Annotated in this window: 13 protein-coding genes; 6 read left to right on the top strand and 7 right to left on the bottom strand. The window is 70.9% G+C overall.

Annotated elements, in window-relative coordinates:
- Positions 1-70: 70 nt before the first annotated feature.
- Positions 71-475: a helix-turn-helix domain-containing protein gene (locus QCD66_RS06660; RefSeq protein WP_364221568.1), complete on the bottom strand. Its 405-nt coding sequence runs from the start codon at positions 473-475 to the stop codon at positions 71-73.
- 108 nt (positions 476-583) lie between these two features.
- Here QCD66_RS06660 and QCD66_RS06655 point away from each other — a divergent pair, with 108 nt between their 5' ends.
- Positions 584-1,435, top strand: a complete 852-nt coding sequence (locus QCD66_RS06655; RefSeq protein WP_375734062.1) for an SDR family oxidoreductase — start codon at positions 584-586, stop codon at positions 1,433-1,435.
- Positions 1,436-1,526: 91 nt separating this feature from the next.
- Here the strand turns inward: QCD66_RS06655 and QCD66_RS06650 are convergent, their stop codons facing one another.
- From QCD66_RS06650 to QCD66_RS06640, 3 genes are all read right to left on the bottom strand, one after another.
- A complete protein-coding gene (locus tag QCD66_RS06650; RefSeq protein WP_375734061.1) occupies positions 1,527-3,614 on the bottom strand; it encodes a glycogen debranching N-terminal domain-containing protein in 2,088 nt (695 codons plus the stop codon).
- Positions 3,611-3,988, bottom strand: a complete 378-nt coding sequence (locus tag QCD66_RS06645) for an SCP2 sterol-binding domain-containing protein (protein ID WP_375734060.1) — start codon at positions 3,986-3,988, stop codon at positions 3,611-3,613. Before QCD66_RS06645 ends, QCD66_RS06650 begins: the two co-directional genes overlap by 4 nt.
- Positions 3,989-4,169: 181 nt before the next feature.
- Complete coding sequence (locus tag QCD66_RS06640; RefSeq protein WP_357544395.1) at positions 4,170-5,240, bottom strand: hypothetical protein; 1,071 nt, start codon at positions 5,238-5,240, stop codon at positions 4,170-4,172.
- 319 nt (positions 5,241-5,559) lie between these two features.
- Here QCD66_RS06640 and QCD66_RS06635 point away from each other — a divergent pair, with 319 nt between their 5' ends.
- From QCD66_RS06635 to QCD66_RS06615, 5 genes are read left to right on the top strand one after another with little or no spacing between them, the layout of a single operon-like run.
- On the top strand, positions 5,560-6,618 hold the full coding sequence (locus QCD66_RS06635) for a LacI family DNA-binding transcriptional regulator (RefSeq protein WP_364221583.1): 1,059 nt from the start codon (positions 5,560-5,562) through the stop codon (positions 6,616-6,618).
- On the top strand, positions 6,615-8,234 hold the full coding sequence (locus QCD66_RS06630; RefSeq protein WP_364221586.1) for an FAD-dependent oxidoreductase: 1,620 nt from the start codon (positions 6,615-6,617) through the stop codon (positions 8,232-8,234). Before QCD66_RS06635 ends, QCD66_RS06630 begins: the two co-directional genes overlap by 4 nt.
- A gap of 11 nt (positions 8,235-8,245) precedes the next feature.
- Positions 8,246-9,520 carry a sugar ABC transporter substrate-binding protein gene (locus QCD66_RS06625; RefSeq protein WP_364221589.1) on the top strand — a complete coding sequence of 425 codons (1,275 nt, stop codon included), beginning with the start codon at positions 8,246-8,248 and terminating at the stop codon, positions 9,518-9,520.
- Complete coding sequence (locus QCD66_RS06620; RefSeq protein ID WP_407567039.1) at positions 9,520-10,488, top strand: carbohydrate ABC transporter permease; 969 nt, start codon at positions 9,520-9,522, stop codon at positions 10,486-10,488. The genes QCD66_RS06625 and QCD66_RS06620 overlap by 1 nt, the downstream gene beginning before the upstream one ends.
- Positions 10,478-11,320: a carbohydrate ABC transporter permease gene (locus tag QCD66_RS06615; RefSeq protein WP_375734058.1), complete on the top strand. Its 843-nt coding sequence runs from the start codon at positions 10,478-10,480 to the stop codon at positions 11,318-11,320. Before QCD66_RS06620 ends, QCD66_RS06615 begins: the two co-directional genes overlap by 11 nt.
- 85 nt (positions 11,321-11,405) lie before the next feature.
- On the opposite strand, the gene QCD66_RS06610 is transcribed toward QCD66_RS06615, so the two are convergent.
- Genes QCD66_RS06610 through QCD66_RS06600 form a run of 3 tightly spaced genes read right to left on the bottom strand, consistent with a single transcriptional unit; the run spans position 11,406 to position 13,397 of the window.
- Positions 11,406-11,945, bottom strand: coding sequence for a GNAT family N-acetyltransferase (locus QCD66_RS06610; RefSeq protein ID WP_375734057.1), 540 nt, complete (start codon positions 11,943-11,945; stop codon positions 11,406-11,408).
- Entirely contained in the window at positions 11,945-12,379 is a 435-nt protein-coding gene (locus QCD66_RS06605) for a PPOX class F420-dependent oxidoreductase (protein WP_364221601.1), read from the bottom strand. The genes QCD66_RS06610 and QCD66_RS06605 overlap by 1 nt, the downstream gene beginning before the upstream one ends.
- Positions 12,369-13,397, bottom strand: coding sequence for an aspartate-semialdehyde dehydrogenase (locus QCD66_RS06600; RefSeq protein WP_375734056.1), 1,029 nt, complete (start codon positions 13,395-13,397; stop codon positions 12,369-12,371). The genes QCD66_RS06605 and QCD66_RS06600 overlap by 11 nt, the downstream gene beginning before the upstream one ends.
- Between the last annotated feature and the right edge of the window lie 34 nt (positions 13,398-13,431).

Genomic DNA, 13,431 nt, shown 5'->3' with positions numbered 1-13,431 from the left:
CCCCGGCCGGTGGTGACCGATCAGGCGGTCACCACCGGCCGGCTTTCGTCCGTCGACCGGTGTGACCGGGTCAGGTTGCCGGCTCCTGTTCGGCGCGGGCCGCGATCATCCCCGGCGCCTCGGCCTCGATCACCTCGAGCAGGTTGACCAGCTGCGTGGCGATCCGGGTGCCGGCCGGCGTCAGGCTGTATTCGACCCGGGCCGGGATGGTCGCCTGCACCTCGCGGTGCACGAGCCCGTCGCGTTCGAGGTTCTGGAGCGTCTGGGCCAGCATCTTCTCGCTCACTCCGTCGACCCGGCGGCGCAGCGCGTTGAAGCGGTAGGTGCCGTCGAGCAGCGCGGCGAGCGCGAGCACCCCCCACTTGCCGACGATGTTCTCCATGATCGCCCGGGACGGGCAGGCTCGGGCGAAGACGTCGCAGATCAGCGCGTCGTCCGGGTCGAACGACGCGGCCGTTGGCGGGGCGCTGCTCATGGTCCGACGATACTCCCCCGAAGTTTGCACTTTCGAAAAGTTAGTGCAATCGTTTGGGAAGCGCCCGGCGAGCCCCGCCGGCCCGCCACCCATCGGGAGAAGCTCCACATGATCACTGTCACCGGAGCGACCGGCCATCTCGGCCGGCTCGTCGTCGAACAGCTGCTCGACCGCGGCGTACCGGCCGCCGGGATCGTCGCCGCCGTACGCGCCCCGGAGAAGGCCGCCGACCTCGCCGCCCGTGGCGTCCAGGTCCGCGAGGCCGACTACGACCGGCCGGAGACCCTGGCCGCCGCCCTCGCCGGCACCGACCGGCTGCTGCTGGTCTCCGGCAACGAGCTGGGCCAGCGGCTGCGCCAGCACGGCAACGTCGTCGAGGCGGCCAGGTCGGCCGGGGTGTCGCTGCTGGCGTACACGAGCATCCTCGCCGCCGACACCACCAGCGTGCCGCTCGGTCCCGAGCACAAGGCGACCGAAGACCTGGTCCGCGCCTCCGGGCTGCCGTACGTGCTGCTGCGCAACGGCTGGTACCTCGAGAACTACGACCTCGCCGGTGCCGTGGCGCAGGGCGTGATCCTCGGCGCGGCCGGCGAGGGCCGGGTCTCCGCCGCCACCCGGGCCGACTTCGCCGCCGCCGCGGTGGCCGTGCTCACCGGGGACGGGCACGCCGGGAAGGTTTACGAACTCGGCGGCGACGAGGCGTTCACGCTGGCCGAGTTGGCCGCCGAGGTGACCCGGCAGAGCGGCACCGAGGTCGCCTACCGCGACCTGCCGGTCGACGAGTACGCCCGTACGCTGGCCGGGTTCGGCCTGCCGGAGCCGGTGGCGCGGATGCTCGCCGACAGCGACGCCGGCCTGGCCCGGGGCGACCTGCACACCGGCACTGGCGACCTGAGCCGCCTGATCGCCCGCCCCACGACCCCGTTGCCCGACGCCGTGGCCCAGCACCTGAAGCCCTGACCCGCCACCCCGTCTCCCCGCGATCTTGCACTTGTCGCCCTCCACAACGAGCAAAAGGAGGAGACAACTGCAAGATCGCGGGAAGGGGGTGTCAGGTGACGGCGCCGCCGTGCGTCTCGCGCAGGGGGCGGCGGTCGGTCACGTCGATCCGGCCCCGGCCGAAGGCGTCGACGTGTCCCCACCGGCCGGGGATGTCGAGCAGTTCGAGGCGGCCCAGGCCGGTCGGCAGGGCCGGGTCGACCGCGAGATGCCCCTCGTGCGGCTCCAGGCCGAGCATCGTACGCAGCAACAGCATCGGGGTTCCCGTCGACCACGCCTGCGGGCTGCACGCCGTCGGGTAGACCACCGGATACCGGGTCAGCGAGCGGGCGTACCCGCCGAACGCCTCGGGCAACCGGCCGGCGAAGAACTGTGCCGCGTCGATGATCCCCTCGGCGATCGTGGCCGCCTCCTCGCTGAAGCCGTACCGGCGCAGGCCCCAGGCGACGAACGAGTTGTCGAACGGCCAGATCGTGCCGGTGTGGTAGCCGATCGGGTTGTAGCGGACCTCCCCCTCGGCCATGGTCCGCACCCCCCAGCCGCTGAACAGCCGCGGTCCGAGCAGGTGCTCGGCGATCCTCGGCGCGTACCGCTCGTCGACGATCCCGCTCCACAGCAGGTGCCCGATGTTGGAGGTCAGGGTGTCGACCTGCCGGCCGTCGGCGTCCAGCGCGAGCGCGTAGTACTCCCCGTCGGCGACCCAGAAGTCCTCGTGGAACCGCTCCTTCAGCTCCATCGCCTGCCGTTCCAGCCGGTCGGCGTAGCCGGGGTCGTTCCAGAAGAGCCGGGCCAGCCGGGCGGCGCGCAGCTTCGCGTCGTACGCGTACCCCTGGACCTCGCAGGTGGCCCGTGGATAGCCGGGCAGTGTGCCGTCGCGGTAGGACAGTGAGTCCCAGGAGTCCTTCCAGCACTGGTTCTCCAGGCCGGTCGTCTCGTTGCGCCGCTGATACCAGATGTAGCCGTTGCCGACCAGGTCGGCGTAGTCGTCGATCCAGGCGATCGCGGCCCGCGCCTCGGACTCCAGCGACCGGACCAGGTCGGCGTCGCCGGACCAGCGCTCGTATTCGTCGAGCAGCACCACGAACAGGGGCGTGGCGTCGACCGAGCCGTAGTACGGCGAGTGCGGCTGCTCCTCGAACGCGGCGCTCTCGCCGTACCGGAACTCGTGCAGGATGCGGCCCGGATCCTCGTCGCGGAAGTCGTCGAGCCGGCTGCCCTGGAGCATCGCGAGCACCTTGAGCGTGGTCGCGGCCAGCTCCGGCACGAACGGCAGGGCCTGGAGGCTGGTCAGGATGCTGTCCCGGCCGAACATCGTCATGAACCAGGGCAGGCCGGCGGCGGGCAGCGCCTGGCCGGGCATCGAGATCGGCGCGAACCGCAGCGCGGCGAGGTCGACCAGGCTGCGCCGGTAGGTGCCGGCCAGCGCCTCGCTCTCGCAGGAGATCGTCGGCGCCCGGGCCACGAACTCCGCGAGGTCGGCCTCCATGGCCCGCTTCTCGCCGCCGTGGACCTGCAGGCCCATCCGCAGGTCGTGCCCGGTGGGTACGACGGTCTCGGCGACCACCCGGATCCTGGTGTGCCACTGCCCGTTGGGTGGTATCCCGATCCGGAACGTCATGCCGTCGTCGTCGAGTTCGGCGGGTTCGCTGGCCCACAGCACCGTCTCGCGACGGAAGTGCTCGCGCTCGTATCCCAGCCGCAGCTTGCCGTCCTCTATCCGCCGGTAGTAGTTGCCCTTCTTGGCCACCGCGTCCTTGACCTCGAAGAGGTCGGCGAAGTCGGAGCCGGCGTCGACGCGTACGTCGAGGTCGAGGCGGTCCTGGCTGTGGTTGAGTACGGTCAGTTCCTCGTCGAACCCGTCGTTGACCATTCGCTGCCGGATGACCGACAGGGCGGCGTCGACGTAGTGGGTGGCGGTGCCCGGCACGAGAAAGAACCGGGTCTCGAAGTACTGGAGGTCGTCGGCGCTGAGCGCGTCGAGCCGCTGCCCGTTGATGGTCAGCACCCATCTCGACAGGAACCGGGTGTCGAGGGCGAAGAACCCGGTCGGCGAGGTCGGGGTCGCCTCGATGTCGCCCCGCCCGTCGCTGACCACGAACGTGCTGCCGTCGAGGATGCGTACCAGGTTCTCCTCGGTCACGACGCGACCCTCCCGGCTTCGATACGCCGGTGCGGGCCGCGGGCGTCCGGCGGGCCGGGGAGGATCCGTTCCAGCCGGACCACCAGTTGCAGGTCACCGGCGCTGCTCATCTCGCCACGCAGGAGCGCCGAGATCGCGTTCGCCTCGCCCCGGACGATCCGCCCGAACAGTTCCGGCGAGGCGTAGATGGTGGCGTCGGCGACGTGGTCCTCCCGCGTCACGGTGATCTCGCCCCGTTTCACGGTCACCAGCCAGTGTTCGGAGTGGCCGTTGTCGTGCAGTTCGATGCGTACCGTGCCGTTCAGCTTCTCCAGCCGGGCCTCGTGCCCGTGGTGGTTGAGTCCCTCGAAGAACCTGGCGATGCTGTCCGCCATCCCGTCCCCCAATCCGCTGCGGGTCCGCGCGGCGGACCAGCGGGTACGGGCGCTCGCTTACCCGACCCGCCGGGGCGGAAACGGTCGGAGCCGGCGTCTTGATCCGCGTGATCAGGGACCGGGAGCCGCGCCGCGCCGACGACACGCGCGACGCGGTCCCTGATCACCGTGATCGGTGGGGCTAGACGGCGCGGGCGACGCAGATGCGGGCGCCCAGGCGGGGGCCGGCCTCGTAGATCATGTACGACACGCCGCCGTCGGTGCCGAACGCGGGTGAGGCGACCCGGCCGTTGTCGGAGGCGATCGGGGTGTGGAAGACGCCGAGGTGCACCTCGCGGTCGAAGTTGTTGCCGACCTCGGTGAGCCGCATCCGGCCGTCGTTGCCGTGGTAGACGACGTACGTCGTGTTGTTGCGCTTGAGCAGGTGGGGCGCGGCGATGTCGGTCAGCCCGTCACCGGCCGGCGAGACCAGCGGGTTGGGGGCGAACTGCCACTGGTCCCAGCCGTTGGGCGACCAGCCCCAGAAGATCTTCCGGGTGCCGGGCCGGATGGTGTGGGCGCCCATGAAGAGCATCACGTACCGGTTGCCCTTGCCGGCCACGGAGTGTTCGAAGACCCGGGCGTACGAGGTCTCGGTGGTGTTCGGCACCAGCCGGGTGCTCAGGATCGGGGTGATGTCCGTGAAGTTGATCCCGTCGCGGGAGCGGGCGACCCGGGTCGTGTGGTTCTCGCCGTGGAAGTAGAGGTAGAACTCGCGGGTGGGGGCGTTCCAGACCACGTGCGGCGACGAGACGTGGCTGACCGTCGCCTTTCCCTGCAGGAACCGGTTGATGATCGGGTTGTTCGGATACTCGGTGTAGGGCCCCTCCAGCCGGTCGGCATAGGCGAGGCAGATCCCGCCGGGCGCGTCGTGCGGCGCGTAGTAGAGGTAGTACCGCCCGCGCGCGTTACTGATCTTGTCGTAGACGCCACGCACACAGGGGAAGATCATCTCGCCGGTCGGGTTGTAGCGCAGCGGGCCGGCGAACGCGTCGCGGACGTAGCGGTAGTTGGGGAATCCCGCCGGCCCGGCGTGGGCGGGGGCGGCCGCGGCCAGCCCGCCGAAGCCACCGGCCGCGGCGGCGGAGCCGAGCAGCGCGGCACCCCGCAGCAGGCCCCGGCGGCGGAGCGCGAACCGCTCGCCCGGGACGGCCGCGCCGCCGGCCGGGTCCGGCACGGCCGGTCCGGCGTCGGGTCGGGGGTGATGGTCCATGGTGGTGCCTCCGATCGTGAGGGGACGCTCGTCGATCAAGGACTTGCCTGGTGCGGGCAGGCGGGCACGCCGACCCACCGTCACCCTCAGTGACCTGGTCGTCCATCCCGGACCCGCTCGTGATGGCTGAGTTTCGTCGCCCGTCGATGGCGGCGTCAAGACGCTAATACGAATTATCAAGGCAGGTTCGCCGAGAAAAAGTTGCCGCCGAGGGCTTGACGGCCGACGATCCGGGACCGCAGGATTTCATCTCGACGTAACTAATGCGTATTAGCAGAGAAACGGACGGGTACGGAACGTGACCGCATCGCGGAGACGGGTGACGCAGCAGGACATCGCGCGGATGACCGGCGTGAGCCAGGCCACGGTGTCCCTCGTGCTCAACGGCCGAGCCGACGCCGACGTACGGATCGCGCCCGAGACCCGCGACCGCGTGCTGCAGGCGATCCGCAGCACCGGCTACGTCGCCGACCCGATCGCCCGCCGGCTGGCCGCGCGGCACAACCGCATCATCGGCGTCTTCACCTACGAGCCGGTGTTCCCGACCGGCACCGGCGACTTCTACCACCCGTTCCTGGTCGGCATCGAGCAGTGCGCCGAACAGCTCGGCTGCGACCTGCTGCTGTTCACCAGCGCCCCGGTGGTCGACGGCCGGCGCCGGGTCTTCCACGAGGACAACCGGCTCCGGCTCGCCGACGGCTGTGTCCTGCTCGGACGGTCGCTCGACCACCACGAGCTGACCCGGCTGGTCGCCGAAGGACTGCCGTTCGTCTCCGTCGGCCGCCGCGACGACGCCGGCGGCCCGGTGCCGTACGTCGGCGCCGACTATCCGGCCGCGACGGCCGCCCTCGTACACCGGGCGGTCGGGGTCGGGCACCGCCGGCTGGCGTACGTCGGACAGGGCGACGGCCCGACCGGCCCGGACCGGCGCCCGGCGCCGGAGTCGCACGCCGACCGGCTACGCGGTTTCACCGCCGCGGTGGCCGCCACCGGGGTGACCACCCGGCACGAGCCGACGGCCGACCGCTCCCCCGCCGACCTGCTCGACGCGCTGCTGGACGCCGGGGTGACCGCCGCGTTCGTCGAGGAGTACGCCGACGGGGCCGCCATCGCCGGCCTCGCCCGCGAGCGCGGCCTGTCCATCCCCGGCGACCTGTCGATCCTCGCGCTGGGCGACCCGACCCGGCCGGCACCGACCGACATCGACTTCTCCGGCTTCCGGATTCCCCGCCGGCAGATGGGCTGGCAGGCCGTCGAGGTCCTCACCACCCTCCTCGAGCCGACCGGGCGGAGTGAGATCCAGAGATTGCTGTCCTGTGAACCCGTCGACGGCGCCACGCTGGCGCCGCCGGCCGGGTCGGGAAGGTCCACCAAGTGAAGGGAAGCACGTTGCGGGAGATGCGAGCCGACATCCTGGTCGTCGGCGGAGGTCTCGGCGGGGTCGCGGCGGCGTTGGGCGCCCTGCGCGCCGGGCGCTCGGTGGTGCTGACCGAGGAGTTCGACTGGCTCGGCGGCCAGCTCACCAGCCAGGCCGTGCCACCGGACGAGCACAGCTGGGTGGAACGCTTCGGCATCACCGCGAGCTACCGGGCGCTGCGGGACGGTATCCGCGACTACTACCGCCGCTACTACCCGCTCACCGACCGGGCGCGCGCGTGGCGGGACCTGAACCCGGGCGCCGGCCACGTCAGCCGGCTCTGCCACGAGCCACGGGTGGCGGTCGCCGTCCTGGAGTCGATGCTGGCGCCGTACCGGGGATCCGGGCGGCTGCGGGTGTTGCAGCCGTACCGGCCGGTGTCCGCCGCCGTCGACGGCGACCGGGTCACCGCGGTGACGGTCGCGCACCGCGACGGCGCCGACGAGATCGTGGTGACGGCCGGGTACGTCCTGGACGCGACCGAGACCGGTGAGCTGCTGCCGATGACCGGCACCGAGTACGTCACCGGGTTCGAGTCGCGGGCCGACACCGGTGAGCCGAGCGCGCCGGACGTGGCGCAGCCGGCCAACATGCAGGCGATGTCGGTGTGCTTCGCGGTCGACCACGTCGACGGCGACCACACCATCGACCGGCCGGAACGCTACTCGTTCTGGCGGGACTACCAGCCGGCGTTCTGGGGCGACCGGATGCTGTCGTTCCGCTCTCCCAACCCACGCACGCTGGAGATCTCCGAGCGGAGTTTCACCCCGAATCCCGACGACGACCCGCTGCTGGTCGACGCCGACCAGCGCCGCAACCCCGGCGACGGCAACCTGTGGACGTTCCGGCGGATCGCGGCCCGCCGACTGTTCCGCGAGGGGGCGTACGACAGCGACATCTGCCTGGTCAACTGGCCGATGATCGACTACTTCGAGAGCCCGGTGATCGACGTACCGGATCCGGAGCACCACTTCGCGGCGGCGCGGGAACTGTCCCGGTCGGTGCTCTACTGGCTGCAGACCGAGGCGCCGCGCACCGACGGCGGCACCGGCTTCCCCGGCCTGCGGCTGCGCGGCGACGTCACCGGCAGCGCGGACGGGCTCGCCCAGGCGCCGTACATCCGCGAGTCGCGCCGGATCCGCGCCGAATACACCGTGGTCGAGCAGGACCTGTCGCTGGACGTACGCGGCGACAAGGGCGCGGCCATCTACCCCGACTCGGTCGGCGTCGGCATGTACCGCATCGACCTGCACCCGTCGACCGGCGGCGACAACTACGTCGACGTCGCCTCGTGCCCCTTCCAGATCCCGTTGGGCGCACTGATCCCCCGGCGCATGGACAACCTCCTGCCCGCCGGAAAGAACATCGGCACCACCCACATCACCAACGGTTCGTACCGCCTGCACCCCGTCGAGTGGAACGTCGGCGAGGTCGCCGGCATGCTCGCGGACTTCTGTCTGGAGCGCGGGGTCGTCCCCCGGGCGGTACGTGACACTCCCGGCCTGCTGGCCGATTTCCAGAATCGCCTCGTCGGCGAGGGCGTCGAGCTGCACTGGCCCGACATCGCCGGCTACTGAGGGAGGGTTTGATGAGAGCCAGATTGACGGCGGCGGTGACACTGGCCGCGCTGCTGGGCCTGACGGCATGCGGCGGCGGCGACGCCGGCGACAGCGACGGACCGGTGTCGCTGCGCATGACGACCTGGTCGGCGAACGAGGCGCACCTCGCGCTGTTCAACGAGATCGCCGAGGAATACAAGAAGGCGAACCCGAACGTCACCGAGATCAAGTTCGATCCGATCCCGTTCGAGAACTACACCACCACCCTCACCACCCAGATCGCCGGCGGCAACCCGCCCGACCTGGCCTGGATCTTCGAGAACTCGGCGCCGGACTTCGTCTCGTCGGGTGCCCTGGTCGCGCTCGACGACACCCTCAAGGGCACCGACGGGTACGCCTTCGACGAGCTGACCCCGGCCGCCACGAAGCTGTGGCAGGACGAGGGCAAGCTGTACGCGTACCCGTTCTCGACCTCGCCGTTCGGGGTCTTCGTCAACACCGACCTCTTCGAGAAGGCCGGCCGGGAGACGCCGGCCGAGCTGATCGCGGCCGGCCGGTGGACCTGGGACACGGCGGTCGCGGCCGCCTCGGCGGTCAACGCCGAGACCGGCAAGGCCGGGCTCGTCATCCGCGACTTCGACTACAAGGGCTGGGACAACCTGTCCACAGTGTGGACCGGATGGGGTGCCCAGGCGTGGAGCGAGGACGGCAAGACCTGCGGCTTCGACCAGCAGCCGATGGTCGACGCGATGACGTTCCTGCACAAGGCGATCTTCACCGACAAGGCGCTGCCGGCCCCCGGCACCACGGCCGACTTCTTCGCCGGTGACGCCGGCATGACGATCACCCAGATCTCCCGGGCGTCGCTGCTGGCCGACCAGAAGTTCGGCTGGGACCTGGTGCCGCTGCCGGCCGGCCCGAACGGCGACTACGCCGTGATCGGCCAGGGCGGCATGGGCGTACTGCGCAAGGGCGACAACGCGAAGGTGGCCGCGGACTTCCTGGCCTTCCTGACCAACCCGACCAACTCGGCGAAGCTCGCGCAGTTCTTCCCGCCGCCGCGCCAGTCGCAGCTCACCGCCGAGACCCTGGCCAAGACCAACCCGCTGCTGAAGCCGGAACAGCTGCAGAGCGTGGTCATCGACGGCATCTCCTCCGGTGTGGTGAAGCCGAGCCACACCGGGCAGGCCGAGATCAGCCAGGCGGTGCGGGCCGCGCTCGACCCGCTGTGGCAGCCCGGCGCCGACGTACGGACCGTACTCACCGGCGTCTGCACCCAGATCAAGCCGCTGCTGGACCGCTGATGTCGCGTACGACGCAGGTGGTGGACCGGGCCCACGCCCGGTCCACCCCGCCGGCCGCCAAGCCCGCCGACCCGCCCCGCCGGTCCTGGTGGACCACCCGGCGCCGGGACCAGCTCGCCGGGCTGCTGTTCGTCAGCCCGCAACTGCTGGGCAGCATCATCTTCGTGCTGCTGCCGCTCGGGCTGGTCGTCTACTACAGCCTGCACGAGTGGAACGTGCTCGCCGACACCTTCGACTTCGTCGGCGCGGAGAACTACCGGGCGCTGGCCGACGACCCCAACCTGCCGTCGGTGCTCGGCGCGACCGGGCTCTTCTCGCTCGGCCTGGTCGTCCTCAACCTCAGTCTGGCCCTGCTGCTCGCGGTGCTGCTCAACCAGAAGCTGCGCGGCACCGTCGTCTTCCGCACCCTGTTCTTCTCGCCGGTCGTGGTGTCGCTGGTCGCCTGGACGATCGTCTGGGGCTTCCTGCTCCAGGACAACGGCGGCATCAACGGCCTGCTGGACACGATCGGCGTCGACGGCCCCAACTGGCTGCGCGGCGAGGCGACCGCGATGTTGTCGGTCGTCGTGGTGCAGGTGCTGAAGAACGTCGGCCTCAACATGGTGCTCTTCCTGGCCGCCCTGCAGGGCGTGCCGGCCGAACTCTACGAGGCGGCGCGGGTCGAGGGCGCCGGCCGGTGGACCCAGTTCCGCAAGATCACCGTTCCGCTGATCAGCCCGACGATCCTGCTCACCTCGATCATCACCGTGGTCGGCTCGCTCCAGGTCTTCGCCCAGATCGCCGTGCTCACCCAGGGCGGGCCGGGGACGTCCACCACCGTGCTCGTCTACTACCTCTACCAGCAGGCGTTCCAGTTCCACCACTTCGGGTACGGCGCCACGCTGTCCGTACTGCTCTTCGGGATCGTGCTGGTCCTCACCGTCGTCCAGTGGCAGATGCGCAAGAGGTGGGTGTTCCATGAGCAGTAGGGTGTCCCGCCGCGCCAAGCTCGGCCTGTACGGCGCGCTGCTCGTCCTCGCCGTCCCGTTCGTCTTCCCGACCTGGTGGATGGTCACCTCGTCGTTCAAGCCGATCAGCGACATCTTCTCCTGGCCGCCGAGCCTGCTGCCGGCGAACCCACAGGTCGACGCGTACCGGCAGGTCTTCGAACTGCAGCCGTTCGCCCAGCAGTACTTCAACAGCGCCTACATCGCCGCCGTCGTCACGCTCGGCACGCTCGCGGTGTCGGCCCTGGCCGGGTACGCCTTCGCCCGCATCCGGTTCCGCGGGCAGAACGCGCTGTTCCTCGTCGTCCTGCTCGGGCTGCTCATCCCGAGCGAGGTCACCATCGTCCCGCTCTTCCAGATGTTCAACACGCTGGGCTGGGTCGACACCCACTGGCCGCTGATCCTGGTGCCGATCTTCGGCGCGCCGAGCGTGCTGGCGACGTTCATCATGCGGCAGTTCTTCATCGCCCTGCCCGGCGAACTGGAGGAGGCGGCCCGGGTCGACGGGCTCGGCCGGCTCGCCACCTTCTGGCGGATCGCGCTGCCGCTGGCCCGGCCGGCCCTCGGCGCGGTGGCGATCTTCACGTTCCTGCACAGCTGGAACCTCTACCTGGAACCGATCGTGTTCCTGTCCACTCCGGAGAAGTTCACCCTGCCGCAGGCGCTGACCCAGTTCGTCGACGCGTACGGCGGTCCGATGTGGAACATCCAGCTGGCGGCCGCCTCGCTGACCGCGCTGCCGGTGCTGGCGGTGTTCGTGATCGCCCAGAAGCAGTTCGTCGAGGGCCTCGCCCACACCGGCCTGAAGGGCTGAAACGGGCCCGGCCCGCCGGCCGTCCCGTCGAGCGGATGTAGAACGTTTGTTGTCGCCCCCGCGACAACAAACGTTCTACGTCCAGCTAGCTCCGCACCCCGGCCGGGTCGATCGGGAGCGTCAGGTGCATCAGCGGCATCGCCGACGGCTCGAAGCCCATCGAGCGGTAGAGCGGCACGCCGTCCCCGGTCGCCACCAGATCGACGACCATGATGCCGCGCTCCCGATACCAGTCGAGCAACGCCGCCATCAACGCTCTGGAGTAGCCGCGCCGGCGGTAGCCGGGGTCGGTCGACACGTTGAAGACGTACCCGATCTCGCCACTGGGATTGTCGGGGGTGCCGAGCCGGCGCTCGACCACCCCCACCACGCAGGCCGCCAACCGCGGCGGGCCGGTCGACCCGGCGGGGTCGACGGGCTGGTCGTCAGGGGCGGCCGGCTGGTCGACCACGAAAGCGACCAGCGAGCCGTCCGGCTCCGCCAGCCGGTCACGCAGCGACCGCAGCGCGACCGGCTGCCAGTCCTCGGCCCCCGGGTCACCGATCCCCATGGCCCGCAGCATCAGGCCGCGGAGCCGGACCAGCTCCGCGGCGTCGTCGACCACCGCCCGCCGGACCTCGACCATCAGGCCGGCGGCTGGCCGTAGAGGCGGTCTACCCGCAGGCGCAGCACGAGGCGGCGGTCGGCGACCATGGCCCGGCGGTAGTCGTCCCAGTCCGGGTGCTCGCCCTCGATCGACCGGTAGAGGTCGACCAGTTCCTCCACCGTGGCGTCGGCCGGGTCGGTCGCGACCGGGGTCAGTTCGGCGACGCCCTCGGCCGCCGCCCAGACCCAGCCCTCGGTGGTGTTGACGTGCAGCGTCGCGCGGGGGTCGCGGCGCAGGTTGCGGGTCTTGACCCGGCCGTCGGTCAGCGACACCCGGACCAGCCGCTCCACCGGGTCGAACGCGTAGATGATGTTCGACAGATGGGGTCGCCCGTCGGGCTGGATCGTGGCGAGCACCCCGAGCCGGTGCCCGCCCACGACCGAAAGCAGGCCCGCCTCGCGGTCAGCCGGCACTGCGCGCGGCCAGCAGCTCGGCGATCTGTACGGCGTTGAGCGCCGCACCCTTGCGCAGGTTGTCGTTGGAGCAGAAGAACGACAGCCCGTTGTCGACGGTCTCGTCGACCCGGAACCGGCCCACGTACGTCGGGTCCTGGCCGGCCGCCGCGAGCGGCGTCGGTACGTCGGACAGCTCGACCCCGGGGGCGTCGGCGAGCAGCTCGCGGGCCCGGGCCGGGGTGAGCGGCCGGGCGAACCGGGCGTTGACCTGCAACGAGTGGCCGGTGAAGACGGGTACGCGGACGCAGGTGCCGGACACCAACAGGTCGGGGATCTCGAGGATCTTGCGGCTCTCGTTGCGGAGCTTCTGCTCCTCGTCGGTCTCCTCGGAGCCGTCGTCGACGATCGAGCCGGCCAGCGGCAGCACGTTGTAGGCGATCGGGCGGGCGAACGAGCGCGGCGCCGGGAACTCGGCCGCCGATCCGTCGAAGGTCAGCTCGGTGGCCCGGTCACTGACCTTGCGTACCTGCTCGTCCAGTTCGGCGACCCCGGCCAGGCCGGCCCCGGAGACCGCCTGGTAGGTGGCGACGACCAGGCTGACCAGGCCGGCCTCGTCGTGCAGCGGGCGCAGGATCGGCATCGCCGCCATCGTGGTGCAGTTGGGGTTGGCGATGATCCCCCTGGGGCGGTCGTCGGCGGCGTGCGGGTTGACCTCGGCGACGACCAGCGGCACCTCGGGGTCCATCCGCCACGCCGAGGAGTTGTCGATCACGACCGCGCCGGCCGCGACGACCTTCGGGGCGAGCTGCTTCGACGTGCCCTTGCCGGCGGAGAAGAGCACGATGTCCAGGCCGCCGTAGTCGGCGGTCTCCGCGTCCTCGACCGTGATCTCGCCGTCCTGCCACGGCAGGGTACGCCCCGCCGACCGGGCCGACGCGAACAACCGCAACTCCGTCACCGGGAACCGCCGTTCGGCGAGTATCCCCAGCATGACGCCACCGACCTGGCCGGTGGCTCCCACAATGCCGATCCTCATGCAGGCGAGGCTACCCACCCCGCCCACGGATACG

The organism is Polymorphospora sp. A560 (assembly GCF_045781765.1).
GTDB lineage: Bacteria > Actinomycetota > Actinomycetes > Mycobacteriales > Micromonosporaceae > Polymorphospora > Polymorphospora lycopeni.
This window is presented reverse-complemented; position numbering and strand designations above follow the sequence as displayed.

Bases quoted from the DNA above. Each gene is read 5' to 3' on its own strand.
- QCD66_RS06610 (WP_375734057.1), bottom strand. From the start codon at position 11,945: ATGGTCGAGGTCCGGCGGGCGGTGGTCGACGACGCCGCGGAGCTGGTC.
- QCD66_RS06620 (WP_407567039.1), top strand. From the start codon at position 9,520: ATGTCGCGTACGACGCAGGTGGTGGACCGGGCCCACGCCCGGTCCACC.
- QCD66_RS06615 (WP_375734058.1), top strand. From the start codon at position 10,478: ATGAGCAGTAGGGTGTCCCGCCGCGCCAAGCTCGGCCTGTACGGCGCG.
- QCD66_RS06625 (WP_364221589.1), top strand. From the start codon at position 8,246: ATGAGAGCCAGATTGACGGCGGCGGTGACACTGGCCGCGCTGCTGGGC.
- QCD66_RS06640 (WP_357544395.1), bottom strand. From the start codon at position 5,240: ATGGACCATCACCCCCGACCCGACGCCGGACCGGCCGTGCCGGACCCG.
- QCD66_RS06660 (WP_364221568.1), bottom strand. From the start codon at position 475: ATGAGCAGCGCCCCGCCAACGGCCGCGTCGTTCGACCCGGACGACGCG.
- QCD66_RS06600 (WP_375734056.1), bottom strand. From the start codon at position 13,397: ATGAGGATCGGCATTGTGGGAGCCACCGGCCAGGTCGGTGGCGTCATG.
- QCD66_RS06645 (WP_375734060.1), bottom strand. From the start codon at position 3,988: ATGGCGGACAGCATCGCCAGGTTCTTCGAGGGACTCAACCACCACGGG.
- QCD66_RS06655 (WP_375734062.1), top strand. From the start codon at position 584: ATGATCACTGTCACCGGAGCGACCGGCCATCTCGGCCGGCTCGTCGTC.